This is a genomic window from Blastopirellula retiformator, assembly GCF_007859755.1.
In the GTDB taxonomy this organism is placed as follows: Bacteria; Planctomycetota; Planctomycetia; order Pirellulales; family Pirellulaceae; genus Blastopirellula; species Blastopirellula retiformator.
Genome location: NZ_SJPF01000003.1, coordinates 16,482 through 41,385, shown reverse-complemented (window position 1 = coordinate 41,385; position 24,904 = coordinate 16,482). Strand labels below are relative to the sequence as shown.

Here is a 24,904-nt window from a genome sequence, read left to right as displayed (position 1 = left end):
CTAACGAATCGAGGCGATCGCTCCTACGCGGCCAGCAGCCTACTTCAGTCCTTGGATGTAGCGGAGAAACCGAGCCTCGAGCATGTCCCAGTTGCTGCCGAAAGCGGCTTCAAAATCGGCGATCCGCTGGGCGGCGGGATAGTCGGAGCCCGGCGGCCGAGCGGCGACGGTCGATAGATAGCGGGCAAAACTGCGGGGATCGGTCTCGACCAGATAAAAGCAGAGAGCCCAAGACTCGCTATAGGCGACGTCAGGACGTCGCGCGAAGATCCTGTCCGATTCGATCAGCGACTTCAGCGAACCAGCAGAGCGCGACTTGGCGGCGTAGTCTTGAAACCAATCGAGTCGCCCGCGGTTGATGCGATCGCTGGCCCGGCGATAGACGGCCGAGTTCCAGACGCCAGGAGCTTCAAACATCGTCGCTAATCCTTCGACGATCCATTTCGGTTGAATGGCGGTGCGGCTATGAATGCCGGCGTTGAAGGCGGTCTGGTGAGTCGCCTCGTGAACCATGGTGGCGGCGTTCTCTTGCGAGAACTCGTCATCCTCGCGACCTGCGACGATGTCGTACATCAACACGCGATTGGTCCGCGAAGAATAATAGCCGACCATCCCCGGCGTCACCCGCACGCCCAGCCTGGCCGAGTGCCGGGCATAATCGTTGAACGTCGGAAAGACGACGGCGACCAGCGGAAACTGGGGGGGCTCGACCCGGAAGCCGCGACTGGTGAAATAGCCTTGAAACGAACGATACAATTCTTCGAAACGGTTGGCCCAGCGATCTCGTTGTCCTGGCGGGTGCACCACCAAGTAGTGCCCGGTGCCGGTTACTTCAAACTGGCCGCCAAACTCGCGGAGCAGCTCTCCACGGACCTGCGATTGGCTGAACGGGGTAAACCCGTCCGAAACCTTGGCGTAGTTCTGAGCCTCGCTGGGAGCGAATTCCCAGATTTGGCCATCGACCCCTAACACCAACACCTTTTCGGGTGAGTTAAACAGGGAGGTTCCCACTACTTCCTGACCGTCCAACTCGAACTTCAGCGTCCAGGCCTGGGCGTGAACCAGCCCATTCATCCCTAATCCGGCGATTAGGGGGAGAATAAGCGACACCCACTTCTGGGGGAGTAGTTTTTTCATGATTTCTAGCTCATTGGACTCGAAGAATCACTTCACAAATGTAGAATGCAAAAAACCCCCTCGAACGGAGTCCTGGGAAACTGCTGGAGAATCGCCACTGCGCCGGTATAATGCGTAATCGTCGACTCCTCTTAATCTCATCTCCTCACCTACCTAATCAGGCCTAAATCTGTGCGCAGTTTTCTGTTAGCGCTCTCCATTGTCTGTAGCTGCGCCGCGTTTGCGGCAGCGGATGAGACGCCGTTGAATGGCGCCGCCGATCCAGATAGCTCGGAAGCCAATGAGTCGCAGGCAAAGCTTTCGAAACAAGTTGCGTATCTCGTACGTCAGCTCGACGCTGGTAGCTTGGCCGAGCGGGACGAAGCCGAAGCCGACCTGATGGACCTGGGCCCGGTCGTACTTGACTGGCTGCCAGAGGTAACCGACCGCACGCCGGCCGAAGTCAAAGCTCGGCTCGAACGGATTACGACGGTCTTGCAGAAACAACAGGCCGACAGCGTGACGCAGCCGCAGCTGGTAACGCTCGACTTCAACCAGGCGCCGCTCAAAGAAGTCTTGGCCGAAATCGAAAAGCAATCGGGCAATCGCATCGTCGACTTCCGCCCGAACTTTGGTCAGCAAACGACCAATCCCCTAATCACGATTCAGTGCGAGAAGACGCTTTTTTGGGAAGCGATCGATCGCGTCTTCGCCGACGCCAATCTCGCCGCCTATCCTTACGCAGGCGAAAAGAACGCACTCGCGTTCATCAATCGTGACGCCCCAGGCTTGCCGCTGAACCTGGCCGCCTACAGCGGCGTCTTTCGGGTCGAGCCGACCCGTATCGAGATGCATCGCAACTTTGTGCCGCCGGCTTCCGATGGCATGCGAGTCAATCTGCAAGTGACCTGGGAACCGCACCTGGCGCCGATCCTGGTCAAGTTCCCCTTTAGCGAGTTGGTGGCCACCGATGATCAAGGTACCGATCTGAAGCTTGCGGATGGTCCCGTCACCTACGACGTCGCCGTCGACAGCGGTCAGACGTCGGTCGACTTTGTGATCCCGCTCAACGTGGCGCCCCGCGGCTCGCAGATGATTCAAGAGCTGAAGGGGGAGCTGGTCTCGCTTGTTCCGGGACGGGTCGAAACCTTCCGGTTTGAACGCCTGGCCAATGCCCGTGGTCTCCGTCAGGAAAAAGGGGGCGTCCAAGTGGCGCTCGAGCAGTTCCGCAAGAACCGCGACTTGTTTGATGCCCGGATCATCGTTCGGTTCCCCGGCGGTTCCGAAGCGCTGCAGTCCCACTTGGGCTGGGTCGACGCCAATGAGGTCTACCTGGAAGCGGCCGACGGCGAGCGTCTGAAACATGCCGGTTACGAGCGATTCCTGGAAGATTCCGACGCGATCGGCATCGCCTACAAGTTCATTCTGGATGACCGCCAACCTGACGACTTTACGTTGGTTTACAAGACGCCAGGTTCGATCGTCTCCTTGCCGGTCGAGTTCCAACTCGACGACATTCCACTTCCGTAAGGGGCCGCTTTCCCCGGCAGGAGTCGCGTTGCTAAAACGACCGCTCCTGACAAACAGGCAACGCGCTTCGTTGGACACTTCATTCCTCGCACTGATGGGCGAGTTTGCTATATGACATTTCAGATTTGGCCGGGTCATCTGGTGCAAATTGCCGTCGTATTCGGGCTGTTGTTCTGCGCCGATACGCTCGGACGTTCCGGACATTCCGAAGGGGGCGTCGACGAGGAGACCGGGTACATGGACCCGCGGTTCGAGTCGATGGATCGTCCGCCCGGCGTCGAGATCGAGGCCTTCGTCAACAATGCGCCGATCTACGACGTGGACGTCGAACGCTCGGCCGCGAAAGCGTTTGGTTCCGGCAGCGGCGACCGCGATCTGCCGTTCGGCCTGAAGTCGTCGGTCCTGAATCGCCTGATCGACCGAGAGCTGGCGCTGCAGTATATCGAGTCGACCGACTTTCGTCCCGCTTCGTCCGAGATCAGTCGTGAAGTCGCTCGGGTAAAGAAAGAGCTGGAAGCTCGCGGCAAGTCGCTCGAATTGTTCCTTGCCGACAACCATACCGACATGCGGATGCTGCGGCGTAAGATCGCCTGGAATCTCGCCTGGCCGCGATATGCCGACGCCTGTCTGACCGACGACAACCTGAAGCGCTACTTCGACCAGCATCGCCACGACTTCGACGGCACGCAGCGGAAACTGTCGCAAATTCTCTTGGCGGCTGATGACGCCGCCCCCAGCCAAGTGGTCGAACGTCAGAGGGACATCGGCGCACGACTACGAGTTCAAATCAAACGAGGCGAGATCGAATTCGCCGAAGCGGCGCGACGCTACTCCAACGCCCCGTCCAGCGAACAGGGAGGCGTCGTCGGTTGGATTGGCCGCCACGATCAGATCTCCGAAGAGATTCACAACGCCGCATTCAACGCCCCGCTGGGCGAAGTCGCCGGTCCGATTCAGACGCCGTTTGGCATTCACCTGATCTGCGTCACTGAAGAGAAGCCGGGCGACATTCCGTGGGAGCAGGTCAAACACGACGTCCGCAAAGCGGCGGAGCGCTACCTCTTTTCCTACACGGCCGATCGGGGAAGGGCTCAAGCCGAAGTGAAGTACCGCAACTCGTACGAGTACCCCGAAGAGTATCGCGACTACATGTCGCCTTACCCGGAACCGCGCCGCATGACGGCGCCGACCACGATGAAACGGAACGACATGTAAGCGCCAGGGCAGAACCTAGCGCCGTCTAGAACTCGAAAGAACCGAAAGCGGGCGAGCTTAGCCCGCTTTGTTCTTTTCTTGCATCTCGCGCAGTTCTTTGCGACGCAACTCTTCGTTCTGACGGTTCGACTGGTAGCAAACCGCAATCACCCCCAGCGTGATGAACAGCCCGACCAAGATGTAGGGGCCCACCCAACTGATCCCCGCTTCTTCTTCTCCATCAGCCTGCGCGAGCAGCGTCGTCGCTGGGCCCAGGACGAACAACGTCGTCAGACAGAATGCGGTCAAAGAAGCCCAGACACGTCGAACTTGTGAGAACATCGGCATTGGGTGCGGCGCCATCAAGGAGCGAAAGGAAGAGGTCCGCGAGTGGCCCGCGGCGTGATCGTTAAGCAACAGTCATTGTACTCTGAGCGGCCCCCGACAGCCAAATGGGGCGGCCCAAAGCCCGCAAAAAAACAAAGTCGCCTACTCATGGCGACCGACTGCGGCAGGGGAAGTGAAGCAAAATTTCTCAATAACGCCAAGGAAAATCTCCTTGCCGTACTGCGTGGATTCATTAGGCTGATACGTTTGCCCCCGCCCCCCCATCTTTTGCGACAGAGCATCCGCCCCCATGGAAACGCTGATCACCACCTTCTCTTTTGTCTTTTTCACCGGACTGGTCGGCATCATTACGGTCCTTTTGACCCGCGGCGACCAACATAGCACTTCGGCCGGTTACTTCCTGGCGGGTCGAACGCTGACCGGCGGCTATATCGCCGGCTCTTTGATGCTGACCAATCTGTCGACTGAGCAATTGGTTGGGCTCAATGGCGCCGCTTACCAAGACGGTATCTGTGTGATGGCCTGGGAAGTGGTCGCCGGTATGTCGCTGGTAATCATGGCCCTCTTCTTCTTGCCCCGCTATTTGAAGAGCGGCATTGCGACGATTCCGGAGTTTTTAGAAAAGCGATTTGACGAGCGAACCCGCTCGATCACTTCATTCATCTTTATCATCGCTTACGCCGGCATTTTGCTGCCGATCATTCTGTATACCGGCGCGACCGGGATGATCGGGATTCTTGATCTTCGCAATATGCTGGGGCTGGGCGACGTGGCCACGGTGATGGGGATCAACACCGATACCTTTCTGTTGTGGGCAGTCGTCTGGCTGATCGGCGTCATCGGTTCGATCTACGCGATCTTTGGCGGTCTGCGAACGGTCGCCGTTTCGGACACGCTCAACGGTTGCGGCTTGCTCGTCGGCGGGGCGCTAATCGTCTGGTACGGCTTGACCGCGATCAACGACAATCCGCTGGCGGCCCTGGAAACCTTGAAGGAAGCGGAGCCGCAAAAGTTCAACTCGATTGGCGGGCCCAACAGTTCCGTACCATTCTCCACACTCTTTACAGGCGTGCTGCTGCTCAACCTGTTTTACTGGACGACCAACCAGCAAATTATTCAGCGGACCTTCGGCGCGTCGAGTCTGAAGGAAGGGCAGAAGGGGGTGTTGCTCGCAGGTTTTCTTAAGATCCTGGCGCCGCTGATTCTCGTGCTGCCGGGCATCATCGCCTATCACATGTTCCACGAAACGTTGCCGATGGGCGATAAAGATCAGGCCTACGGCAAGCTGGTCCAAAAGGTGCTCCCTCCGCAATTCGCAGGATTCTTCGCCGCGGCGATTATGGGCGCAATTCTCAGTTCGTTTAACTCCGCCCTCAATAGCACGGCGACGCTGTTTAGCCTAGGGGTTTATCAACATTTGATCCGTCCGACCGCGTCCGAGCAGGAAGTGATCAGCTCTGGTAAATGGTTTGGTACGATCATCGCGCTGACGTCGATGACCGTCGCGCCGCTGTTGGCCGGGCAGGACAGCATCTTCGGCTATCTGCAAAAGATGAACGGGCTCTATTTCATTCCGATTTTCGCTGTGCTGTTGATCGGTCTTCTGACGAAGCGCGTGCCGGCATTCGCCGCGAACTTCGCCTTGATTGTTGGCTTTCTCACGATCGCATTTGGCTACTTCGGCCCCGGCATTCTAGAGCACCTGGCGGAACGAGCGTTGCAAAACGGAGTCCCGCTTCCCAAGTCGCTGCAGTTCATCTACCCACTAACGATCGAACACTCGGTGCTGAACTTCTCCAGCCTATTGGCCGGACCATTTCGCGAATTTCACTTCCTGGGGGTAGTCTTCGCGTCGCTGATCGGGATGATGATAGTCATTGGACGGATCGCGCCGTTGGCTACGCCGTATGAACAGCAGGACAGCGGTGCGGTCGACATGACCAGTTGGCCGCTCGCGTGGCCGGTCGGGATCGTTTTGGTCCTGGTCGTGTTGGCGATTTACGGCTACTTCGCCGACTTCACCGTCTTGTGGAATGCAGCAGGTACCTGATGGACATATTCAATCTAGACGAAGTCCCCGCGTTTACGACCAAAGACAGCTCCGAGATTCGGGAGCTGTTATCGCATCGCAATTCGGCGATTCGTCAACAGAGTTTGGCCGAGGCCCGCATTCCGATCGGTCGCCAGACGATCGCCCACTATCACAAGAAGACGGAAGAGATCTATTACATCACGCAGGGAACCGCCGAGATGAAAATCGACGGCGAGGTGCAAAGCGTGACGGTTGGCGATGCGATTGCGATTCCGCCGGGCGCCACGCACCAGATCACCAACACTGGGGCGGTCGAACTTCGTTTGCTCTGCTGCTGCGCACCGCCGTATGAAGATCACGATACGGTGCTGCTAGAAGACTAACAGTCCGTTGATTTTCTCAACGGGCTGCTGGATCGCAGGGATGCGATCCCAAAATAGCGACGTAAGTCGTTATTTTGCGAGCCGCGAAGAGCTATGCTCTGAGCCTGGCGAGGTTGGAAAATGCCACGAGGGCATTTTTCAACAGGCAGCTAAGCCGCGCTCCAGCGGCCGGCCCCGATAACGAGTCGATTGGGGGCCAACCTCGGTGGAGATCGTTAGTTCGAGCCCGGAACCAGCGCGTCAGCGGTCGTTTTCAGCGTCTGCATTTGCGCTTTCAACTTGGCGTCTTTCGCCTTCGCTTGGTACATCGACTGCAGCTTCTTGGCTTCGTCCCGCACCTTGGCGAACCCCTCGCCGCGATCGGCAGCGCCGTCCAGCGACTCGAGCATCAGGTCCAGGTTCCCCTTCGCGGCTCGGGGCGATTTCTGCGCCACGGTTACGAAATTCTCGACCTGACTTTGAACGGTCTTACCAACTTCCGGATCGGTCACGCCGACCCCTTCGCTTCCCGGACCGGAAAAGCAGCCGGTGCAGAAAAGAAAACCTACGAGAACCAACAAGAGACGTTGAGTATGCATGGCAGGAGCACCTGAAAATAGGACGTGAGCGAGGAAAGGATGTGAGCTGGTCTGAATCCCAAAGGAAAACCCATCTGCACGCTTCAGACGGTGGCCTGCCCCCTTTTTCTGTACCAAGCCTTATGAAAGATCGGTTTGGGAAACAGGTAACGATTGGGTGGGGTCGCTGTGCCGCTGCAGCGGAAGGAGCGCAGCGACTGGAGTGGAAGCGGCACAGCGACGCGCGAACTCGGACGGGGTCAGGTAGCCCAAGCTGCTGTGCGGGCGTCGCTCGTTGAAGTCTTCTCGCCAGGCCCGAGCTTTGATCCTCGCGTCCTCCTCGTTCCGCAGGTCGGTCTGGTGCAGGTACTCATCACGTAGGCGACTATTGAAGCTTTCGCAAAAGCCGTTTTGCCACGGCGAGCCTGGCTCGATGTACAGCACCTCGACGCCGATCAGCACCAGCCACGTCTTGATCGCGCACGAGATGAACTCTGGGCCGTTGTCGCAGCGAATTCGCTTCGGCACGCCATGCATCGAGAAGAGTTCGGCCAGCGTATCGATCGCATCTTCGCTTGTGATGCTGCGGCCCACTTTGATCGTCAGGCACTGCCGCGTGTACTCGTCGACGATGTTCAAAAAGCGGATCGTTCGCCCGTCGATCGTCGACGACTGAATGAAATCCCACGTCCAAACGTCATGCATGAAGCTGGCCGGCTGCACGTGGCAAGCGTTCGTTGAAACGCCGGTCGCCCGCTTTTTCCGGCGTTTTTGCGGAACTTTCAGCCCGGCCGCTTTCCAGAGTCGGTGCATCTTTTTCATGTTCAAGGTTTCCCCCTCGCGTCGCAACAGCTGACAGATCTGGCGATAGCCCCAACGCGGACGCTCGCGCACCAGCTCCAAAATTCGCTTGGTCAGGCGGGCGTCTTCGTCCCTCGGCTTCCCCTCAAATCGCTGGCTCGATCGAGGCAGATCGAGCACGCGACAGGCCCGCCGCTCGGAGACCGAATAGTTCTCCTGAAGCTGCTTGACCGCCTCGCGGCGCGACTGAGGGGTGGTCAGTTTCCCTTGGCGATCTCCTTCAGCATCGAGATGTCGAGCGCTTGATCGGCGATGATCCGTTTCAGCCGGTTGTTCTCTTCTTCGAGCGATTTCAGCCGCTTCGCCTCTTCGCTCTTCATGCCGCCGTACTGCGTTCGCCAACGGCTGAGCGTCGCCTCGCTCACTTCCAACGCCTGAAGCACTTCGCCAACGCTCTTGCCAGCCGCCAACATGGCGTCCGCGTCCCGCAACTTCTTGATGATCTGTTCGGCCGAATGCCGACGTCGCTTCTTACTCATAAAAAATCCTTCGCCAGAATTTTGGCTCTGGATCTTTCATAACGAATGGATCAGGATTTGGGGAGCACTCCAACGGCAGATGGGTTTGTTGATTGATACTTCCGCGAAAATGAAGCCGGCCGCCTTACGGCAGCGTGGTCGCATTGCCGTCGGAGATGGCCATCGCATTGGCATAAACGGTCGCGTCGATCGTTTCGCCGACAAAGCGGCAGCTCGCGTCGCCCAGGCACATAATCACGCCGCCGGGGTGAAAACTTCGTGCGGCGACGCCGGCAGCGGTCGCCGCATCAGGATTCGAGTTCTGGCCGTAGACCGTCAGATTGGTCTGGTTCGACGAGTAGTGGCTCGCGTCCATCCGCGTTTTCGTATTCGGCGTCATCACCACTTCGGAGCCCGTCGAATTGCGGCCACAGAAGGTCGCTCCGCTATTCCAACCCCACGCGCCACGGTCATCCGAAGTCGCGGTGTTGTTCATGATTTCGCTCAGCATGATCGAGTTCGATGTTCCGTCGGTCATGTCACGGAACTGCGCTCCGTATTGTCCGACCACGTTAAACGCTCCTTTGCGAGCGCCATTGGTGAAGTCGCTGCGATTCAACAATCGACCGGCGCCCAGGCTGACCGCGTAGTTGGTCTTGGCGAAACCGTCGTAGTCTTGGGTCAGTCGCGCAGTTACCGTCGGGTGACTCGGGCAGAGGTAGGCGTCTGGCTTTTGTCGCGTCACCAGGTTGTTGGTCGTATCGCGGGCAACGTTGCCGAAGTTGTATTGGGCGTGCAGGTTGTTTTGCTCCAGGAATGGCAAAATCATCAAGGCCCAAGTCGCTCCCCAGTTTCCATCGCGTCCGCTTTCGGGTGCGTTTCCAGTGCCGCCCAACCAGACCGCGGCCGGCGGGAACGAACCGAAGGTGTCGTGATAGTTGTGCATCGCCAGACCAATCTGCTTTTGTTGATTGGTGCAGGTCATGCGGCGGGCCGCTTCGCGAGCTTGCTGGACCGCGGGCAACAACAACGCGATCAAAACGCCGATGATCGCAATGACGACAAGCAGTTCAACGAGTGTGAACCCAGCGCGTCGAATACGCATAAGTGAGTGCTCCTGAGAAATAGATGAGATGAAAAGAGGCGCGCCGGAGTCGCAAACAGGAACAAGGGCTAGGCGATCCATTGCGCGGAGTTTGCTTCTATTGTATCGACACTCCTGAGATCCGTTACGGGCAAGAGCAGGGTAATTCTCTATTTTTTTGCATAAACAAAAATTACCGGCCTTTGCGCGGTCATTCAACCACCGGAAAGGCCCGTTAATTTCAATAAAAAGTCTGTGTTTTCTTCCGTTAGTCGCTGCGACACCCGGTCCGACTACCAAAATCCCGTCAAACGCGCTGTTTTTCGCCGCAGTGGTGACCTTCAGCAGCGCGATCTACTGCTTAAGCTCGATGCTGAAATCGTTCTCTCCGGCCACCACCTCTTTGATGAGCGGCGTCGTGTTCATGCTGCGGTACTGCTTCGGCAGATTGGGCATCTCTTTGGGCTGCAGCACCGGCGAGCTGTTGGGCCCCCGCGAGACTTCCACTTCCGGCGGAATGATCGCCACCTTGTACTTACCAGGCTTGATCCCACCAGCGGCGGTAATATCGAACAGGCCCTGATCGTCCAGCTCGTCGCTGATGCTTTCTCCGGTATCGATGTTGCGAAACGAGATGGTCGCCTCGGTCAGGGGTGCGCCATCGCTGGTCACCGTACCGTGAATTGTCCCGAGCGTGGCTTGCGAATTGCAGCCGACCGAAATCGTGAAGGCGGCGGTCAGCAGCAGGGGCAAATAGAATTTCATCGGCGCTCTTCTCCGTGCAGTTTGGGGCAGGTTGGATCGTGAATCATGACAAAGGCCGCCGCGTCATAGCTGAAGCGGCGGCCTGGCATCACAGATTTCAGGGCAGGATTCGCGTTACGGGAGCGTAACGACGTTGCCGTCGTTGCGATCCACGGCGTTCTTCCAGGTCGTCACGTCAATCGTCTCCGCGATGAAGTTGACATGGCCATCCATTCCAAGCGACATAATGCCGCCAGGATGCGCCGAGACGAGCGGCGTGTTGCACTTGTTCGGCCCCATCGTGGTCGCGTCATAGACCCGCACGCCCAGACCGCCGATGACGGTCGTTTCGTTCCAGCAACGATTGGCGTCGCCGGTGACGCTGCCAGGTCCGTTGACCTTCGTCACCGGATTCGTTCCTTGCCAGCCGCCGTCATTGTGCGACGCGCGAATGTCTTGGTTTTGCCCCGACGAGTTCTTGACCCAGTTGCTTTGCTCGGCGACGACGATCGTGTTTGACGTACCGTCGGTGCAAGCCGAGAAATTAAGGGACTGTCCACGCAGGATCATCCCGCCGGCGGAGATCGGCGAGTTGCCGCCGTTGACCGACGTATCGGTCGTCGAGTGGTTGTTCGATCCGGCAAGCGCAACGTACGACGGTTCGATCTGATCGGTGTCGCCGCTGGAGTTCGCCTTGGTCAGAAAGGTCGGCATCGGCGACGAGGGGCAAACCATGTAGACAGGTGCAAACTCGTCGAGCACGTCTTTGTTGTTAACCGCCTGGGGGCTGGTGCTGCCCATCCAAAATCCGCCGGCGTCAACGCGAAGCTGAGCGTAGACGTTCCCCTGTTCGCAGAAGGGCAGGATGTGAATCCACCAGTCGGCGCTGTGGCCTCCCTTGGCGACTTGCGGGGGCAGTACCAGGAACGTGTCATGGTAATTGTGCAGCGCCAATCCGACTTGCTTCATGTTGTTGCTGCAGCTCATGCGGCGAGCCGCTTCGCGGGCTTGCTGCACCGCCGGCAACAACAGGGCGATCAAGACGCCAATAATGGCGATCACCACGAGCAATTCGACCAAGGTAAAACCACGATTTTTGTTTTGCATGTGAAGGGCATCTCCGTATTTGCAGGAAAACGGGGAATGGAAGCATGTCGACAAAGGAAAATATAAACGCATCAACATACGGTTTAGAATAAACTTATTTCCTAACTAAGGTCTAGACATTTGCGCGCTCCAGAGACACACCCCACCGGCCAGCAAAATATCAATGAAAAAACAAGAGCTTTTACGACCGATTTGGCGATCAGAACGGGTCGGATCTGCGCCTAAGTCTTCGGGAAAATTTCTAAAAAAACGCCTAAGAGTGGCAACAAAGGAGAAGCTCATTCCCACCAAAAGTGGCATATCCTGGCCCGATTAGCGTCCGATTGGCTGCCCCAGCTTTTCCGCCAAGGTCTGCATCGCCTGGTACTTGGGAGATTGGGTAGGGTCTTCCTCCAGCGACTGCAGAGCGCCCCAGCTGCCCCATTTCGACCACCCGCCGACCGAAGAGAAGTAGCGGAAGAGGCCGCCGCCGTTGGCTTCCCAGGCGGCGAAGTAACGGGCATGGATCTCCGCCAACCGCGGATCGGCGTTGGCCGCATGCAGCACACGGGTCAGCTGCTCGCTACGTTCGCCACCGCCGACGCCGACAAAGTGCTGACCTCCTTCATACGCCAACAGTTGCAACCGATGCTTGGCGGCCTATTCGCGATTCTTTTCCATCCACTCCGTGCACTGCGGCAGCGAATGCTGCTCGGCATGATCCAAGACTTGGTCGACCGTCCAGCCGGCCACTTCATCCGACGAAGGTTTGCCTTGGGGACTCAGGTTCATGCTCAGATAGGGCGCAATCGCCAGGGCGTCGGCCTGACTGGCGGCATCGTGAAAGCCGAGGATCTTCTGCTGAGCGACATACGGATTGGCGGCTTGCGAAGGCAACACGCGAACCAAACGCTCTCGACCGAACGATGTGCGGTATAGTACAAGGCCGCTTCCCACGCCTTGTCGGAAAAGCCCAGCTTCTGCCCTTGCTTGCCGACGAACGTGTATGGTGGGGCATTCCATCGGTTCGGGATTGGGCAGCTGGATCTTTGTTTCGGCCCGGGCGCCGATCGGTCTCAGGATAGCTGCTCGCAAACAGGAAGTCACGCAAGGTTCGCCGGTCGGCAATTGGCGGCCAGTCAGCACGCTCGTATAATGACGAGTAACCCCGATCTGACCTCAAACGCACCTCTGGAGATCTCCCCCCATGACCGATCATGGCGCCGTCAAAGAACTGGGCAAGTTGTTGGCTGACTTCGCCGTCTTCTATCAAAAGCTACGCGGCTATCACTGGAACGTCGTCGGCAAAGACTTTTTTCCGCTGCACGCCAAGTTTGAAGAGCTGTATGTGGCGGCGGCTGAGTCGATCGACGAAATCGCTGAACGCATTCGCGGGCTTGGCGGTAATCCTCCCTGCACGTTGGCCGAGTTCCTGAAGCTGACGACCTTGGTCGAAGACAACTCGCAAGCTTCGGCCGAAGCGATGGTCGCCAACCTGCACGCCGACATGGGCAAACTAAACGATCACGTGAAAAAGGTGCATACCCATGCCGAAGAGATCGGCGACACCGGCACGGTGATCATCCTGGAAGACTTTATCGTCAGCCTTGAGAAGGAACGCTGGATGCTCAGCTCTTACCTGCAGACTTAGCTGCCTGTTGAAAAATGCCATCGTGGCATTTTCCAACCTCGCCAGGCTCAGAGCATAGCTCTTCGCGGCTCGCAAAATAACGACTTACGTCGCTATTTTGGGATCGCATCCGTGCGATCACGCAGTCCGTCGAGAAAATCAACGGACTGTTAGCTTCGCCGACAGAAGAATGGAACACGGAAGCCACGGATGAATCACGGAAAGTCGCGGTAAGCAAGAGGAAATTATTCGGGAAAGCGAGTTCTATCACGCACCCCGATGATCATTGCTGCGGCGTCCTCTTTCACTTCCTTTTTCTTACCGCGTTCCTCCGTGCTCTTTGCCGTGGCTTCCGTGTTCCTCTTGCTGGGCAAGAACGAAAAAAGGCGATCCGGCCAGCGGGGGCAAACTTGGGGGAATGGCCGGCCGGGATCGCCTAGTGCGGGAAACGTCAATAAGAAGAGTCGCTTTCCTTTGGGCAGGCGGAAAGCGACTGATCCTCTCAACGCCCTAATTGTTCGCCTGCTAGGCAAAGAAGTCCACGTCCTGCGGATGTGGTTTTCCGCAGGCTGACGGTTAAACTGACCGCAAATTTAGAGCGGTTTTCCTCCATCTGTATCGTTCTGGCTGGTTGCGGCCGCGCTGGTCGGCGTTGACCTGTATCGACGAATCTTGAGGATTCGCCTGCTTCGGTCGCCTTGACCAGCTTGCCTCACTAACGCCAGAAACGCTACAGCTATCAGAAAAACGCTCTAGAAAGCAGTGGCATGTCATCGGCGCCAGCCAATCCGATCGACACGATCGTTAAACTTGCAACTTATGTCTGGTGAGAAATCGCACTAACCAGCATGCGGAACCAACTGTCGCAGATACTCCAGCGACTGCTCTACCTCGGCCAAGGGATATTGGGGGTTCTCGCGCACGACCGTTAGCGAGCCGTTGTAGCTGGCGTCATCCAATAGGGACAACAGCAAGGGAAAGTCGGCCGAGCCTCGTCCCAGCTCGACTTCAATGCCGCGGCCGATCGCCAAATCACGGACGCCATCGCGAGCACACACGTGGCGGACATGCGGCAGCAGCGCTTCCAGCGACTCGCGAGCCGAAAAGCCGTTGACGATCAACGCCCCTGGATCGAACTCGACGCCCAACAGTCCATCGGGCAAAACATTCAGCAAACGGTTCAAATCTTCGGCCGATTGCGGCCCGGTCTTGGCGGTCATGAAGACGCCGTTCTGATGGCCGTAGCGACCGAGTTCCGCCATCACGTCTCGCAACAGCGTAAATCGTTCGTCGGTCTCTTCCTCAGGGACCCGTCCGATGTGATTGGTCAGCAGCGGGGCGCCAAGTTTGTAGGCGCAGTCGATCGCCTCTTTGGTGGCGGCGATCCGTCGCTCGAGATCATCCGAGTCGTTGTAGGGGCGGCGCGTCGGGTAGGCGGTCGCCACGACTTTCAGATTCAAGTCGTCGAGCAGCTTCCGCAGTTGGCGCACCCCGGTCTGCGACAGTTCCCGCGGGATGATTTCGCTGCGGAGGTCGATTTCGACGCCGCGAAATCCCAATTCCGAAGCGACCTGCAGCGCTTTACGAACCGGCAGACGGAGGGAGCGGAGTTGAACGCCGAAACGAAACATAGCGATTGTCGCGATTATCAGGATTGTCGATTGGAAAACAGGGCCGCCAGCGCCAGTCGGCGGGAGGTCCGTCTGGCTTTATCCGTGGAATAAGCCAAGTTTTCAAGTACCTGTGCGCCCGGCATTTGCGCGCAGCGCTGATTTTTCGCTCCTTTTGCGTCCTCTTTCCGATATGAATCCGCTTCTGCTACTGCCGCTGTTGATCGTCGCCATGCCCCAGGCCGACGCCCCGATCGACGCGCGCCATCCCGAAGCGATCGAGCTCTATCACTGCGACTTTTCGCAAGACTTTGACCTGAACTACGACGAATGGCCTGACCAATGGACCCGTCGCGGCGGGGTCGGATTTCCCCGCTATCTCGACATCAAGGTAACCGAGGAAGACTCGGTCGTCGGCGATCGCTCGCTCAAGATGACGCTCGACGGCGGATCGGCCGCCATCTACAGCCCGCCGATCGAAGCTCGGGAGATCTTCAGCTATGTGCTGGAAGCTCGGATGCGAACCGAAGGCCTGAAGTACGACAAAGCCTTTCTCTCGATCACCTTCTTCAACGCCAAAGAGCAGCCGATCGAAACGTTCTATTCCGAACGATTTCGGGAAACCGGCGGTTGGATAAAATTGCGAGTCGGACCAGTCGCTCCAAGTTCGACCGAAGTGGCGATGGCGGTGATTGGTCTGCATATCGAACCGGACGGCAAGATCGACGAAGACCTGACCGGCGCCGTCTTCTTTGACGACGTCTGGTTCGCCCGGCTACCGAAAATGACCTTGGCGACGCCCGACGGCAACCACGTCTTCTCGAATCCGGTGGGCATCGAAATCTCTTGCGACGTATCAGGCATCGTCGAACGCGATCCGCGCATCGTATTCGAGCTGGTCGACGTAGGCCGCCAATCGCTGGCCAGGATGGAAAGCCGACTCAACGGCAAAGTGGTGGCTCGTAAATCGAACCTGGCCTCCGAACTTTTCGGCAAGCAGGCGCAGACTACCGAGAACTGGGACATCGGTTACGCCGGCAGGATGCAGTGGAAACCGCCGATTTCGCAGTACGGATTCTACGAAGTGCACGCCACGATGATCGGCAGCACCGGCTTGATGCATCACCGCGTGATTTCGGTCGCGGTCGTCCCGAACGAACTACCGCCATCGTCAGGCGAATTCGGTTGGTCGCTGCGCGACGGCGAAACGCCGCTCGACATGACCAACATGGGCAACCTGCTGACCAAAGTGGGCGTGAACTGGGTCAAGTTCCCGGTTTGGTACGGCGAGAACCAGAAAGATCGGGCCAACGAAGTCGCCCGCTTCGCCGAACGCCTGAAGAAAAACCATATCGAGATGATCGCGCTGGTCGACAAGCCGCCGGAGGACATCCGCTACTTGTTTGGCGAGAACGACGATCTGCTGGTCGCCAGCATCTTCGCCGAGCCGATCTTGTGGCGCCCCTATCTTGAACCGGTCATGACTCGGCTGTCGCTGAAAGTTCGCTACTGGCAGTTGGGGTCGGACGAAGACGTCAGCTTCGTCGGCTATCGCAACCTGCTAGAGAAGCTGGAGCAGATCCATACCGAACTTCGCAAGTCGGGCCAAGACATCCGTCTCGGCGTACCGTGGCGGTGGATGGCCGAAACGCCTCAGGCTCGCGAATTGCCGTGGGAGTTCTTGGCGTACTCGATCATTCCGCAAAACGGCAATGTCAAAGACGTCATCCCGCTGACCAAAGACGAACTGGGCGCTTACCTGGACCACTCGGCCGGCAAGACGAAGCGTTTCGTCACGATCTATCCCTTGGCGCGCTCCAAGTACACAACGAACGAGCGGGCCCGCGATCTGCTCGAGAAGATGCTGTCGGCCAAAATCCATCACGCCGAGGCGGTCTTCATTCCGCGACCGTTCGATCGCGAATATGGCCTGATGAACGAGGACGGCTCGCCCAGCGAATTGCTGCTGCCATGGCGCACGACGGCGCAGATGATCTCCGGCGCCAATTACCTGGGGCAGCTGGAACTTCCCAATGACAGCAACAACCACGTCTTCAGCCGCGACGGCTCGACGACGATGGTGATCTGGAACGATCGCCCGGTGACCGAAACGATCTACCTGGGGGATAACGTGGAGGTGGTCGACCTGTGGGGTCGCCGCATCAAACCGGAACAAGACGACTATCGCCAGGTGATCGAAGTCGGGCCGATTCCGATGTTTATCGTCGGCATGAACGAGTCGGTCGCCAAGATGCGCATGAGCTGCCAGTTCGCCCCAGCGGTCCTCAGCAGCAACTTCGGCATCCCTCAGCGTTTGAAACTGTCGGTGAAGAACGAGTTTCCGCAAAGCTTAAGCGGCGTGGTGCGGATCGTCGGTCCCGACGTTTGGGAAATCACGCCCGACGTCACGCCGTTCAAACTTTCGCGTGGGGGCGAATACGCCAACATGCTGAGCATCTTGTTGCGAAACGACGCTTCAAGCGGATACCAGCGGGTGCAACTCGACTTCGAGATTGAAGCCGACAAGACCTACAAGTTCAGCGATTATCGTCGCATCCTAATCGGCAGCGGCATGCTTAGCGTAGAATCTTCGTGCCACCTCGACGAAGCGACCGGCGATCTGGTTGTCGAAGCGGAGCTATTGAAGCAAGACGACAACTTCTCCACCTTCGACTGCATGCTGTTCGCCCCAGGGCGGAAGCGAATGCAGTTGCGCGTGACCAACATGGCCCGGGGTCGTAAGACGATTACCTATCGCATCCCCAACGGCAGCGACATCATGGGGGCGAATATGCTGTTGCAAATCCGCGAGATCGGCGGCGTCCGCATCTTTAATCACCGCATCGTCGCCGAGAAGTAACCGCCACGCGGCGCTATTGCCAGTTGATCGCGTCCAGCGTCCGCGCCAATCGCACCGCTTCGCGGAAAGGGGACAAAGTCCACCGCGGCTTGTAGCGAAACGCAAAATAGAAATCGACGTCGTACTCCAGCGTTACCACCGTGCAGTCCGCGCCGCCCGGCGTCAGTTCGACGCAAACCGATTGCCGGGCTCGCGATTCGGCGCCGATCAAACTGCCCCACAAGTGCCCGCGACGAAAATGCAAATCGGGGCCGTCGTCCGTCGGGCGAAAACCGACGCTTCGGTAGAATTCGACGATCCGCGGCGCGAGGTTGCCCGCCGGCGCCACTTGAAACTGATAACGGTCGACGAAGCCGCTCCAAACGAACCCCGCAGGGCATTCCGCCCGCACCAACTCTCCTGTCTCCTGCGACTGCGGCGATGCGTAGGGATTTGGCTCTGACATGCGAGGAAACCTTCCTGGCGATGATTGGCGTTCTTCCCTGATCTTAGGCCGATCGTCGATATCGACAAGCAATTGGCGGCGATTTTCGCCGGCAGCAACCGAGCCGACGCCCCGTTTGCCGGCCGGCGTTAATCGTTGGCGTGCGACGACGCGGCTTCCTCGACCGCATGCACCGCCATCAGCGGCACTTCGGCCACCAATTCGTCGAGTAGCCCCGTGGTTACCGCCAGGTCGAAAAGGCGCGACTTCGTCGAGATCTTTAGCTTGCGAAAGATGCTCGAGCGACGAAACTGCACCGTCCGCAGACTGAGCTGGATCTGATCGGCGATCTCTTGATTCGTCCGGCCGGCGATCATCAGCCGCATGACATGCGACTCTTCCTTGGTCAGGCTCTTCAGCTTGCGTCGGCCCGCTTCGGCTTGTTCGCTCTTTTGCTGGCGAGAGTATGCGGCTCCGACCGCCGAGCGAATGGCGGCGAGCAACTCGTCGCTGCGGCACGGCTTTTTCAAGACGGTCGACGCGCCCAAGCGCATGGCCTGAACGAGCAGCGAAACGTCAGCGACGTCGGTTAAGAAAACCGTCTCAATGGTCGCCGACATGTCGCGGACGCGTTTGAGCAGCTCGATATGTTCGACGTTCAATTTGAGCAGTAGGCAACCGCAGGCCCCTTGGTGAAGTAGGTCGAGCAGTTGATCGTTTCTTGGTATCGCGACGAGCGGTAGCGAGATCGATTCGACCAACCTTTGGACCGATTCAATCACCGGAGCGTCGTCTTCAACGAGGTAGAGAGAGAGAACGTTGGTCATGGACTTTCGGCTATGGGCAAAATGTCTCACGCCGCGCAGGACGCCTGCGCTGCCTTCTATGCCAATAGTGTGCTGCCCATAGCTTCGCCAACTCTAGCCAACCGGCTCTCGCTCCGCTTTTGCAAAGATTCCTTGCGGTGCGGTTTCTGACATCCTGCTAAGCCAGAAACCGGAGCGATGAGGTGCTGTTTCTAGAAACGAATTCTTAGTTGCGACAAGTTGAAGTTGGAATGAGACAAAGTTTGTGAATCCACGACAACTATAGCATACGAGCACATTGGCCATAAACCTGAACTCCGGTACAAATACGATCCCTTATTGCGCAAATGTGGTAATTCAGGGGTGCATCGTCTCCCTCTCTTCCAACGCCAACCAGTAAACTGCTGCTGCGGAAAATCTACAAATTTTGAAATTCCTAAGGAATCTAGGGGGAACTTGCGCAGCTGATTCAATTTGCCCCCCTCCTTTTCTGAATCAGCAGCCCTCCAGAGGAATAATCAGCCGCTAGCGCATCAGATAGTAACGGACTGCGGGAAATCGCAAGGTTGCGCTAAAGGAGGCGGATCGGTTCTCAAAAAATTTCACGCGAGCTTCCATGAAAGCGCAAAAAAAAGCTGGTCGCAAGCGACCAGCTTTCGAATTTCTCGCGGAGAGCGGCGCGAAGGACGCTTACTCTTTGATGATATCGTTGACCGTCATGCCCGACGGAATCATCGGCAGCACCTGTTCCTGGTACGGGACCTGGACGTCTAGCACGTACGGACCGTCGTAGTCGATCATCTCTTCCAGGGCGGCACGCAGGTCCGCTTTCTTGCTAACCGTAGCCGCGCCGCAACCGAAGCCCTTGGCGATCATCACAAAGTCGGGGTAACGCTCGGCGGCATATCGTTCCGCCCCGTCACCGGTCGCTTCCGGATGATCCACCGGGCCCAGGTAGGTGTGAGCGCGATTGCCAGCCATGAACCGATCTTCCCACTGCACCACCATGCCCAGGTGCTGATTGTTAAGCAGCATCACCTTGACCGGCAGCTTTTCGCAGAAGCAGGTCGCCAGCTCTTGGATGTTCATCGTGAAGCTGCCGTCCCCTTCGATGTCGATACACAGGGCGTCAGGGAAAGCCGCTTGGGCACCCATCGCCGCCGGCAGGCCAAAGCCCATCGTTCCTAGTCCGCTGCTGCAGAGCCAGGTTCGCGGCTTGGTGAACTTGTAGAACTGGGCCGCCCACATCTGGTGCTGACCGACGCCGACCGAGATGATCGTGTCCCGCTCTTTGCAGAGCTTGTTCAGCTCCGAGATCGCGTGCTGCTGCAGAATGCCGTCAAACGACTCGTCGTACTTCAGCGGATCGTCCTGCTTCCACTTCTGACATTGCTCGACCCAATCCGAAATGTCTTCCGGCTTCTCGACGACGTCGCACAACATCCGCAAGGCAGGCTTCAGGTCGCTGACGACCGGCAAGTGAGCCAGCTTGTTCTTGTTGATCTCCGACGGATCGATATCGATGTGGATGATCTTGGCGCCCTTGGCGAACTCGGCCAGTTTGCCGGTCACGCGATCGTCAAAGCGAACGCCGAGCGAGATCAGCAGGTCGCAGTGCTGCACCGCGTAGTTGGCGTAAACCGTGCCGTGCATCCCGAGCATGTCCATGCTCAGCTCGTCGTCACCCGGATACGTGCCCAGGCCCATCACCGTGGTGGTGATCGGAATGCCGGTCTTGGAGACCAACTCGCGCAGCTCATCCGAGGCGCCCGAGGTGATGATCCCGCCGCCGGCGTAGATCATCGGACGCTTGGCCCGCTTGATCGCCGCGGCGATCTGCTTGATCTGTTCCGGCTTAGCGACGCGCTCTTCCAGGATGTAGCCCGGCAGATTCATCGCGCAGTCCCAATCGGGGACGATCTGCTCCAGCTGGACGTCTTTCGGAATGTCGATCAACACCGGACCCGGACGACCGGTCGAAGCGATATGGAACGCTTCCTTCATGATCCGGGTCAGGTCGGCGATGTCGGTCACCAGGTAGTGATGCTTGGTGATGCCGCGACAAACTTCGACGATCGGCGTTTCCTGGAACGCGTCGGAGCCGATGACGGCTCGCGGCACCTGGGCGGTGATTGCAATCATCGGAATGCTATCGAGCTTAGCGTCGGCGATCGCCGTCACCAGGTTCGTGGCGCCCGGACCGCTGGTCGCCATGCAGACGCCAACCTGGCCAGTCGTGCGGGCGACGCCTTGCGCGGCGAAACCGCCACCTTGTTCGTGTCGCGGCAAGATCGTGCGGATCTTGTCCTTGTAGCGCGTCAGCGATTGGTGCAGCGGCATGCTACAGCCGCCCGGATAGGCGAAAATTACGTCTACGCTGTGCCGTACCAACGATTCGATCATGATGTCGGCGCCAAGCATCAGTCCCGTGTCGGTCGCGGTAGTAGCGTTCACCTAGATAAACTCCGGTAGCAGTAACAGAAAAAAATGGGATCGCCTCTGGCGACCCCAGCCGTATTGGTTGCAACGTACAAGGATAGGCGAGTCGCCCCTTTGGTTCAACCAATTGAAAAACTTCTCTAACCCCTAAAATCAGGGGCCAGCAGAGGCTAAAGCCCTTATATCGACGGCTCTACAGCCGATTCTTCGCTGATACGGCAGCCGGCAGGGGTAGACCGTTTTTGCGGGAAATTAACCCCTGACTCCTGGCCGTTACCGCGTTACCATTCCGTTGATTTTCTCAACGGGCTGCTGGATCGCAGGGATGCGATCCCAAAATAGCGACGTAAGTCGTTATTTTCCAACCTCGCCAGCTACAGCTCAGCCGGCGCCTATCGGTTCTTCCAGTCGACCCCGCTCAGCTGGGCGAGCGTCAAAAACAGGGCCTGGGTCCCGTCTCGGCCATGCCCCTGGGCTTTCACCCCCTGATAGAGCTGCTCAGCCAGCGCCAGACCTGGTAGCGGGATCCCCATTCGCCGCGCTTCGGCCAGGGCGATCCCCATGTCTTTGATGAAGTGCTCGACGAAAAAGCCTGGGTCAAAGTTGTTGCCGATGATCCGCGGGGCCAGATTGCTCAACCCCCAACTGCCCGCGGCGCCCGATCCGACCGACTTCAGCACGGTTTCGAGGTCGAGCCCCGCCTTGTGACCATACAACAGGCCTTCGCAGATCGCGATCATCCCCGAGGCGATCAGCGTCTGGTTGACCATCTTGGTGTGCTGACCGGCGCCAGGTCCTCCTTGGCGGACGATCGTCTTACCCATCGCTTCCCAGCAGGGCGTCAGCGCCGTGACCAACTCTTCATCGCCGCCGATCATGATCGAAAGCCGGGCTTCCTTCGCCCCGACGTCTCCGCCCGAGACCGGCGCATCGACGCTGGCGACTCCCTTTTCCGACGCGATCTTGGCGATTTCGACCGCCAATGACGGCTCGCTGGTGGTCATGTCGACGATCACATCGCCCGATTTGGCGCCCGCCAAGACGCCATCGTCGCCGAGAATCACATGCCGCACGTCGCTCGGAAAGCCGACGATCGTAAACACAACGTCACTCGCGGCAGCGACCTCTTTGGGCGTATCGGCCCACTTGGCGCCTTTATCGAGCAGCCCTTGGGCCTTCGCTTTCGTCCGGTTATGGACGGTCGCCGCAAAACCGGCGTCGATCAAATGACCGCACATGCTGGCGCCCATCACGCCGGTACCGATCCAACCGATGTTCGTCTTGCCAGGAGTGATCGTCACCGCGGACATAGCTTGGTCTCTTTTGCAGGGAAGGGTGGGAAAGGGGTCGCGTGGGGCGCAAGCCTAAAGGATCGCCGGCCGAAAGTACAGCAGCGGCGCTAGTCGAGCAGCTGACACCGCGTCTGCTCGTCGCAAATGCCGCACGTCGCCGCTTCGCCCCGGCATCGGGCCAAACAGACCTCGACCCGCTCGGCCATGATTTCGGCCATCTTGGTATGCAAACCGAGCGGTGCAGTCACCAAATGCCGCACGCCAGGATGATTGGCGGCCGCTTCGGCGGCCAACCGCGGGATATCTTCGCTCCAGTGCCGCCCCGGCGACAGGAAATAGGGATGCACCACGACCAGGGTCGCTCCCTGATCGACGCATCTGGCGAATGCCGCAGCGATCGACGGCTCGGCCAATTCCATGTGGGCCGCTTCGACGATTTCTCGCCCCGTCGTCTGGCGGAAAAGCTGTACCACGTCCAGCAGCAATTCGTTGCTAGCCGCGCGTCGGCTCCCATGATCGACGACAACGATGCCGATCGTTTCGCTATTTGCCGATGTACTCTGCAAACGAATTTCCTTTTGCTTCAGTAAGAAACACAGTCCGATGTCCGATCTTTATCTTCGGCGGATTCCCACACGCTGACAACCGCCAAGGCGCCGTTGTGAAGGTGGGAAAAGAGAACTATTCTGACCTTAGTTATGATCGACCAAATACCAACCATCCTGGGCCTGACCGTCGCCGTTTTTCTGGTGATGGCGATCGGCGGCTCTGCGCGACATCTGGGCTGGCTCACCCGCAAAGCGGATGAGGGGATGCTGAAGCTCTGCATCCGCGTGTTGGTTCCCTGTCTTATCTTTCGCTCGGTCGTCGGCAACCCGGCCTTCGACGACGCCACGAACATCTACATGCCGCCGCTGTTCGGTTTTGTCAGCGTCGCTCTCGGTACGTTAATCGCCGCCTGGATTGCCCGCGTTACGGGCCGATTTACCGGCATGCTCAGCGCCAAGACCTACTGCTCGTTCGGCGTCTGCGTCGGCATCTTTAACTATGGCTTTGTGCCGTTGCCGTTGGTCGAGAACTTGTTCGGCCCCGAGGCGCTCGGCGTCTTGTTCTTGCACAACGTCGGCGTCGAACTCGCCATTTGGACGATTTGCGTCGGGCTGGTCGCCGGCGGGCTGTCGAAGGACTGGTGGAAACATGTCGCCAATCCGCCCAGCATTACCATCGTGGTGTCGCTGACGGTCAACTTCCTCGGGCTGGCTCCATACATTCCCGAGATGATCGACCAGGTGATGCGGACCCTCAGTGCGGCCGCCATCCCGATGATGATGCTGCTGATCGGCGCCAACTTCTTTGATCAAATCACCGGCGCCGGAGCCGACGCGACCGACGGCAAGAACGAAAACCTGTGGGGCACCGCCGGCTTGGCGGTATTGCTGCGATGCGGCGTCTTCCCCGTGCTGTACCTATTGGCCGCGGCGATGCTGCCGATCTCCCGCGAACTGAAACAAGTCGCTGCGATCGAAGCGGCGATGCCGGCCGCCGTCTTTCCGATCGTGCTGACCCGACTGTACGGCGGCGAGCCGCGGATCGCTCTTCGCGTCACCATCGCTACCACGATTGTTGGCCTGGTGACGATTCCGCTTTGGATCTCGTCCGCGATCGGCGTACTCGGCTTGCAAGATACGCTGCTCGACGCCGTCGTGCTGCCGGACGACTTTCCGCCCGAGTCGAAACCGCCGAAGGCGACCGGGCCCGACTCATCGTCGGAGGCGACTCCCACCACCACGACGCCGGCAAACGAAGCGGCGGCGCTCGACCCAGAACTGGTCGAGCTCGACGCCCAAACGATCGCCGGCCTCAAGATCAACACCAACAACCTGATCGAGTCGAACTCGCTGACCGGCAAGATCCGCCAGCTTTACAAACGCTACTTCGCCGAAAAAATCGGGGACCAACTCCCGAACCCATCTCCCCGCTACGCCGTCTATCACAATTACCAGCAGGGAAGCGACGGGGGCTACGCATTGCTGGTCGGCGGCGCCGTCGAAGCGGCCCCCAGCGACCAGCTGGAAACGGCCCAAATCGCCCCCGGCAAATACCTGAAGTTCCAGGCCGCCGGCAAACAGCCGGAAGCGGTCATCCAAGCCTGGCGTCAAATCGCGGCCTATTTTTCCGACAGCCCGCACCGCCGAGCCTACAGGACCGACTTCGAGCGGTACGACGACCAGGTGCCTGAAACGGTCGAGATCTACGTCTCGATCGAGTAAAACGGCCTAGCTCGCAGGGCCAGAGCCCCCATTTTTCCGCCAGCCGCTTCCCGCCACCCCAAACCGCGGGCTATAATCACAACTTGTATGTCCCCGTAGCTCAATTGGATAGAGTGTCGGCCTCCGAAGCCGAAGGTTAGTGGTTCGAATCCACTCGGGGATACTCTTAAAACAAGGAAG

At 58.5% G+C, this 24,904-nt stretch carries 22 protein-coding genes, 1 tRNA gene and 1 pseudogene; 8 read left to right on the top strand and 16 right to left on the bottom strand.

Annotation, left to right across the window (positions count from 1 at the left end):
* Window positions 1-39: 39 nt before the first annotated feature.
* A complete protein-coding gene (locus Enr8_RS11885; RefSeq protein ID WP_146431774.1) occupies window positions 40-1,137 on the bottom strand; it encodes a DUF1570 domain-containing protein in 1,098 nt (365 codons plus the stop codon).
* A 171-nt stretch (window positions 1,138-1,308) separates the two neighbouring features.
* Between Enr8_RS11885 and Enr8_RS11880 the strand changes: the two genes are divergently transcribed.
* Window positions 1,309-2,646, top strand: coding sequence for a hypothetical protein (locus Enr8_RS11880; RefSeq protein ID WP_222434858.1), 1,338 nt, complete (start codon window positions 1,309-1,311; stop codon window positions 2,644-2,646).
* Window positions 2,647-2,757: 111 nt separating this feature from the next.
* Entirely contained in the window at window positions 2,758-3,861 is a 1,104-nt protein-coding gene (locus Enr8_RS11875) for a peptidylprolyl isomerase (RefSeq protein ID WP_146431770.1), read from the top strand.
* A 57-nt stretch (window positions 3,862-3,918) separates the two neighbouring features.
* Here Enr8_RS11875 and Enr8_RS11870 read toward each other — a convergent pair whose 3' ends face one another.
* A complete protein-coding gene (locus Enr8_RS11870; protein ID WP_146431768.1) occupies window positions 3,919-4,149 on the bottom strand; it encodes a hypothetical protein in 231 nt (76 codons plus the stop codon).
* Between the two features lie 328 nt (window positions 4,150-4,477).
* Here Enr8_RS11870 and Enr8_RS11865 point away from each other — a divergent pair, with 328 nt between their 5' ends.
* Together Enr8_RS11865 and Enr8_RS11860 are read left to right on the top strand one after the other, a co-directional pair.
* The gene (locus Enr8_RS11865) at window positions 4,478-6,238 is read left to right on the top strand and encodes a solute:sodium symporter family transporter (RefSeq protein WP_146431766.1); all 1,761 of its coding nucleotides are present in this window, start codon (window positions 4,478-4,480) and stop codon (window positions 6,236-6,238) included.
* On the top strand, window positions 6,238-6,603 hold the full coding sequence (locus tag Enr8_RS11860) for a cupin domain-containing protein (RefSeq protein WP_146431764.1): 366 nt from the start codon (window positions 6,238-6,240) through the stop codon (window positions 6,601-6,603). Before Enr8_RS11865 ends, Enr8_RS11860 begins: the two co-directional genes overlap by 1 nt.
* Window positions 6,604-6,818: 215 nt before the next feature.
* Here the strand turns inward: Enr8_RS11860 and Enr8_RS11855 are convergent, their stop codons facing one another.
* From Enr8_RS11855 to Enr8_RS11825, 8 genes and pseudogenes are all read right to left on the bottom strand, one after another.
* Window positions 6,819-7,181, bottom strand: a complete 363-nt coding sequence (locus tag Enr8_RS11855) for a hypothetical protein (protein WP_146431762.1) — start codon at window positions 7,179-7,181, stop codon at window positions 6,819-6,821.
* 120 nt (window positions 7,182-7,301) lie between these two features.
* Window positions 7,302-8,363 carry an IS3 family transposase gene (locus Enr8_RS11850; RefSeq protein WP_246119929.1) on the bottom strand — a complete coding sequence of 354 codons (1,062 nt, stop codon included), beginning with the start codon at window positions 8,361-8,363 and terminating at the stop codon, window positions 7,302-7,304.
* Window positions 8,333-8,434: pseudogene (locus tag Enr8_RS26160) on the bottom strand (transposase); the annotation flags it as partial. The pseudogene Enr8_RS26160 and the gene Enr8_RS11850, both read right to left, overlap by 31 nt.
* Window positions 8,435-8,624: 190 nt before the next feature.
* On the bottom strand, window positions 8,625-9,584 hold the full coding sequence (locus tag Enr8_RS11845) for a DUF1559 domain-containing protein (protein WP_146431760.1): 960 nt from the start codon (window positions 9,582-9,584) through the stop codon (window positions 8,625-8,627).
* A gap of 333 nt (window positions 9,585-9,917) precedes the next feature.
* Window positions 9,918-10,328: a carboxypeptidase-like regulatory domain-containing protein gene (locus Enr8_RS11840; RefSeq protein WP_146431759.1), complete on the bottom strand. Its 411-nt coding sequence runs from the start codon at window positions 10,326-10,328 to the stop codon at window positions 9,918-9,920.
* Window positions 10,329-10,442: 114 nt separating this feature from the next.
* Complete coding sequence (locus Enr8_RS11835) at window positions 10,443-11,414, bottom strand: DUF1559 domain-containing protein (RefSeq protein WP_186767607.1); 972 nt, start codon at window positions 11,412-11,414, stop codon at window positions 10,443-10,445.
* 312 nt (window positions 11,415-11,726) lie between these two features.
* Complete coding sequence (locus tag Enr8_RS11830; protein ID WP_186767606.1) at window positions 11,727-12,029, bottom strand: hypothetical protein; 303 nt, start codon at window positions 12,027-12,029, stop codon at window positions 11,727-11,729.
* A gap of 24 nt (window positions 12,030-12,053) precedes the next feature.
* Window positions 12,054-12,293: a hypothetical protein gene (locus Enr8_RS11825; RefSeq protein WP_146431752.1), complete on the bottom strand. Its 240-nt coding sequence runs from the start codon at window positions 12,291-12,293 to the stop codon at window positions 12,054-12,056.
* Between the two features lie 307 nt (window positions 12,294-12,600).
* On the opposite strand from Enr8_RS11825, the gene Enr8_RS11820 reads away from it, so the two are divergent.
* Window positions 12,601-13,044, top strand: coding sequence for a Dps family protein (locus tag Enr8_RS11820; protein WP_146431750.1), 444 nt, complete (start codon window positions 12,601-12,603; stop codon window positions 13,042-13,044).
* 818 nt (window positions 13,045-13,862) lie between these two features.
* Here the strand turns inward: Enr8_RS11820 and Enr8_RS11815 are convergent.
* Entirely contained in the window at window positions 13,863-14,654 is a 792-nt protein-coding gene (locus tag Enr8_RS11815; RefSeq protein ID WP_146431748.1) for a sugar phosphate isomerase/epimerase family protein, read from the bottom strand.
* 172 nt (window positions 14,655-14,826) lie between these two features.
* Here Enr8_RS11815 and Enr8_RS11810 point away from each other — a divergent pair, with 172 nt between their 5' ends.
* The gene (locus tag Enr8_RS11810; protein ID WP_146431746.1) at window positions 14,827-17,493 is read left to right on the top strand and encodes a hypothetical protein; all 2,667 of its coding nucleotides are present in this window, start codon (window positions 14,827-14,829) and stop codon (window positions 17,491-17,493) included.
* 13 nt (window positions 17,494-17,506) lie between these two features.
* Here Enr8_RS11810 and Enr8_RS11805 read toward each other — a convergent pair whose 3' ends face one another.
* The 5 genes from Enr8_RS11805 to Enr8_RS11785 all read right to left on the bottom strand — a co-directional run bounded on the left by Enr8_RS11805 (window position 17,507) and on the right by Enr8_RS11785 (window position 23,020).
* The gene (locus Enr8_RS11805) at window positions 17,507-17,938 is read right to left on the bottom strand and encodes a hypothetical protein (RefSeq protein WP_146431744.1); all 432 of its coding nucleotides are present in this window, start codon (window positions 17,936-17,938) and stop codon (window positions 17,507-17,509) included.
* A gap of 128 nt (window positions 17,939-18,066) precedes the next feature.
* Window positions 18,067-18,744 carry a response regulator transcription factor gene (locus Enr8_RS11800; RefSeq protein ID WP_146431742.1) on the bottom strand — a complete coding sequence of 226 codons (678 nt, stop codon included), beginning with the start codon at window positions 18,742-18,744 and terminating at the stop codon, window positions 18,067-18,069.
* Window positions 18,745-19,413: 669 nt separating this feature from the next.
* On the bottom strand, window positions 19,414-21,144 hold the full coding sequence (ilvB, locus tag Enr8_RS11795; protein WP_146433297.1) for a biosynthetic-type acetolactate synthase large subunit: 1,731 nt from the start codon (window positions 21,142-21,144) through the stop codon (window positions 19,414-19,416).
* 410 nt (window positions 21,145-21,554) lie between these two features.
* The gene (locus Enr8_RS11790) at window positions 21,555-22,472 is read right to left on the bottom strand and encodes an NAD(P)-dependent oxidoreductase (protein WP_146431740.1); all 918 of its coding nucleotides are present in this window, start codon (window positions 22,470-22,472) and stop codon (window positions 21,555-21,557) included.
* Window positions 22,473-22,561: 89 nt separating this feature from the next.
* Window positions 22,562-23,020 carry a CbiX/SirB N-terminal domain-containing protein gene (locus tag Enr8_RS11785; RefSeq protein WP_186767605.1) on the bottom strand — a complete coding sequence of 153 codons (459 nt, stop codon included), beginning with the start codon at window positions 23,018-23,020 and terminating at the stop codon, window positions 22,562-22,564.
* Window positions 23,021-23,152: 132 nt separating this feature from the next.
* On the opposite strand from Enr8_RS11785, the gene Enr8_RS11780 reads away from it, so the two are divergent.
* Entirely contained in the window at window positions 23,153-24,724 is a 1,572-nt protein-coding gene (locus Enr8_RS11780; protein WP_146431736.1) for an AEC family transporter, read from the top strand.
* An 89-nt stretch (window positions 24,725-24,813) separates the two neighbouring features.
* Window positions 24,814-24,887 (top strand) — tRNA-Arg (locus Enr8_RS11775).
* Window positions 24,888-24,904 lie beyond the last annotated feature (17 nt).

Bases quoted from the DNA above. Each gene is read 5' to 3' on its own strand.
- Enr8_RS11885 (WP_146431774.1), bottom strand. From the start codon at position 1,137: ATGAAAAAACTACTCCCCCAGAAGTGGGTGTCGCTTATTCTCCCCCTA.
- Enr8_RS11875 (WP_146431770.1), top strand. From the start codon at position 2,758: ATGACATTTCAGATTTGGCCGGGTCATCTGGTGCAAATTGCCGTCGTA.
- Enr8_RS11865 (WP_146431766.1), top strand. From the start codon at position 4,478: ATGGAAACGCTGATCACCACCTTCTCTTTTGTCTTTTTCACCGGACTG.
- Enr8_RS11860 (WP_146431764.1), top strand. From the start codon at position 6,238: ATGGACATATTCAATCTAGACGAAGTCCCCGCGTTTACGACCAAAGAC.
- Enr8_RS11855 (WP_146431762.1), bottom strand. From the start codon at position 7,181: ATGCATACTCAACGTCTCTTGTTGGTTCTCGTAGGTTTTCTTTTCTGC.
- Enr8_RS11845 (WP_146431760.1), bottom strand. From the start codon at position 9,584: ATGCGTATTCGACGCGCTGGGTTCACACTCGTTGAACTGCTTGTCGTC.
- Enr8_RS11840 (WP_146431759.1), bottom strand. From the start codon at position 10,328: ATGAAATTCTATTTGCCCCTGCTGCTGACCGCCGCCTTCACGATTTCG.
- Enr8_RS11835 (WP_186767607.1), bottom strand. From the start codon at position 11,414: ATGCAAAACAAAAATCGTGGTTTTACCTTGGTCGAATTGCTCGTGGTG.
- Enr8_RS11820 (WP_146431750.1), top strand. From the start codon at position 12,601: ATGACCGATCATGGCGCCGTCAAAGAACTGGGCAAGTTGTTGGCTGAC.
- Enr8_RS11815 (WP_146431748.1), bottom strand. From the start codon at position 14,654: ATGTTTCGTTTCGGCGTTCAACTCCGCTCCCTCCGTCTGCCGGTTCGT.
- Enr8_RS11810 (WP_146431746.1), top strand. From the start codon at position 14,827: ATGAATCCGCTTCTGCTACTGCCGCTGTTGATCGTCGCCATGCCCCAG.
- Enr8_RS11805 (WP_146431744.1), bottom strand. From the start codon at position 17,938: ATGTCAGAGCCAAATCCCTACGCATCGCCGCAGTCGCAGGAGACAGGA.
- Enr8_RS11800 (WP_146431742.1), bottom strand. From the start codon at position 18,744: ATGACCAACGTTCTCTCTCTCTACCTCGTTGAAGACGACGCTCCGGTG.
- ilvB (WP_146433297.1), bottom strand. From the start codon at position 21,144: ATGCTTGGCGCCGACATCATGATCGAATCGTTGGTACGGCACAGCGTA.
- Enr8_RS11790 (WP_146431740.1), bottom strand. From the start codon at position 22,472: ATGTCCGCGGTGACGATCACTCCTGGCAAGACGAACATCGGTTGGATC.
- Enr8_RS11780 (WP_146431736.1), top strand. From the start codon at position 23,153: ATGATCGACCAAATACCAACCATCCTGGGCCTGACCGTCGCCGTTTTT.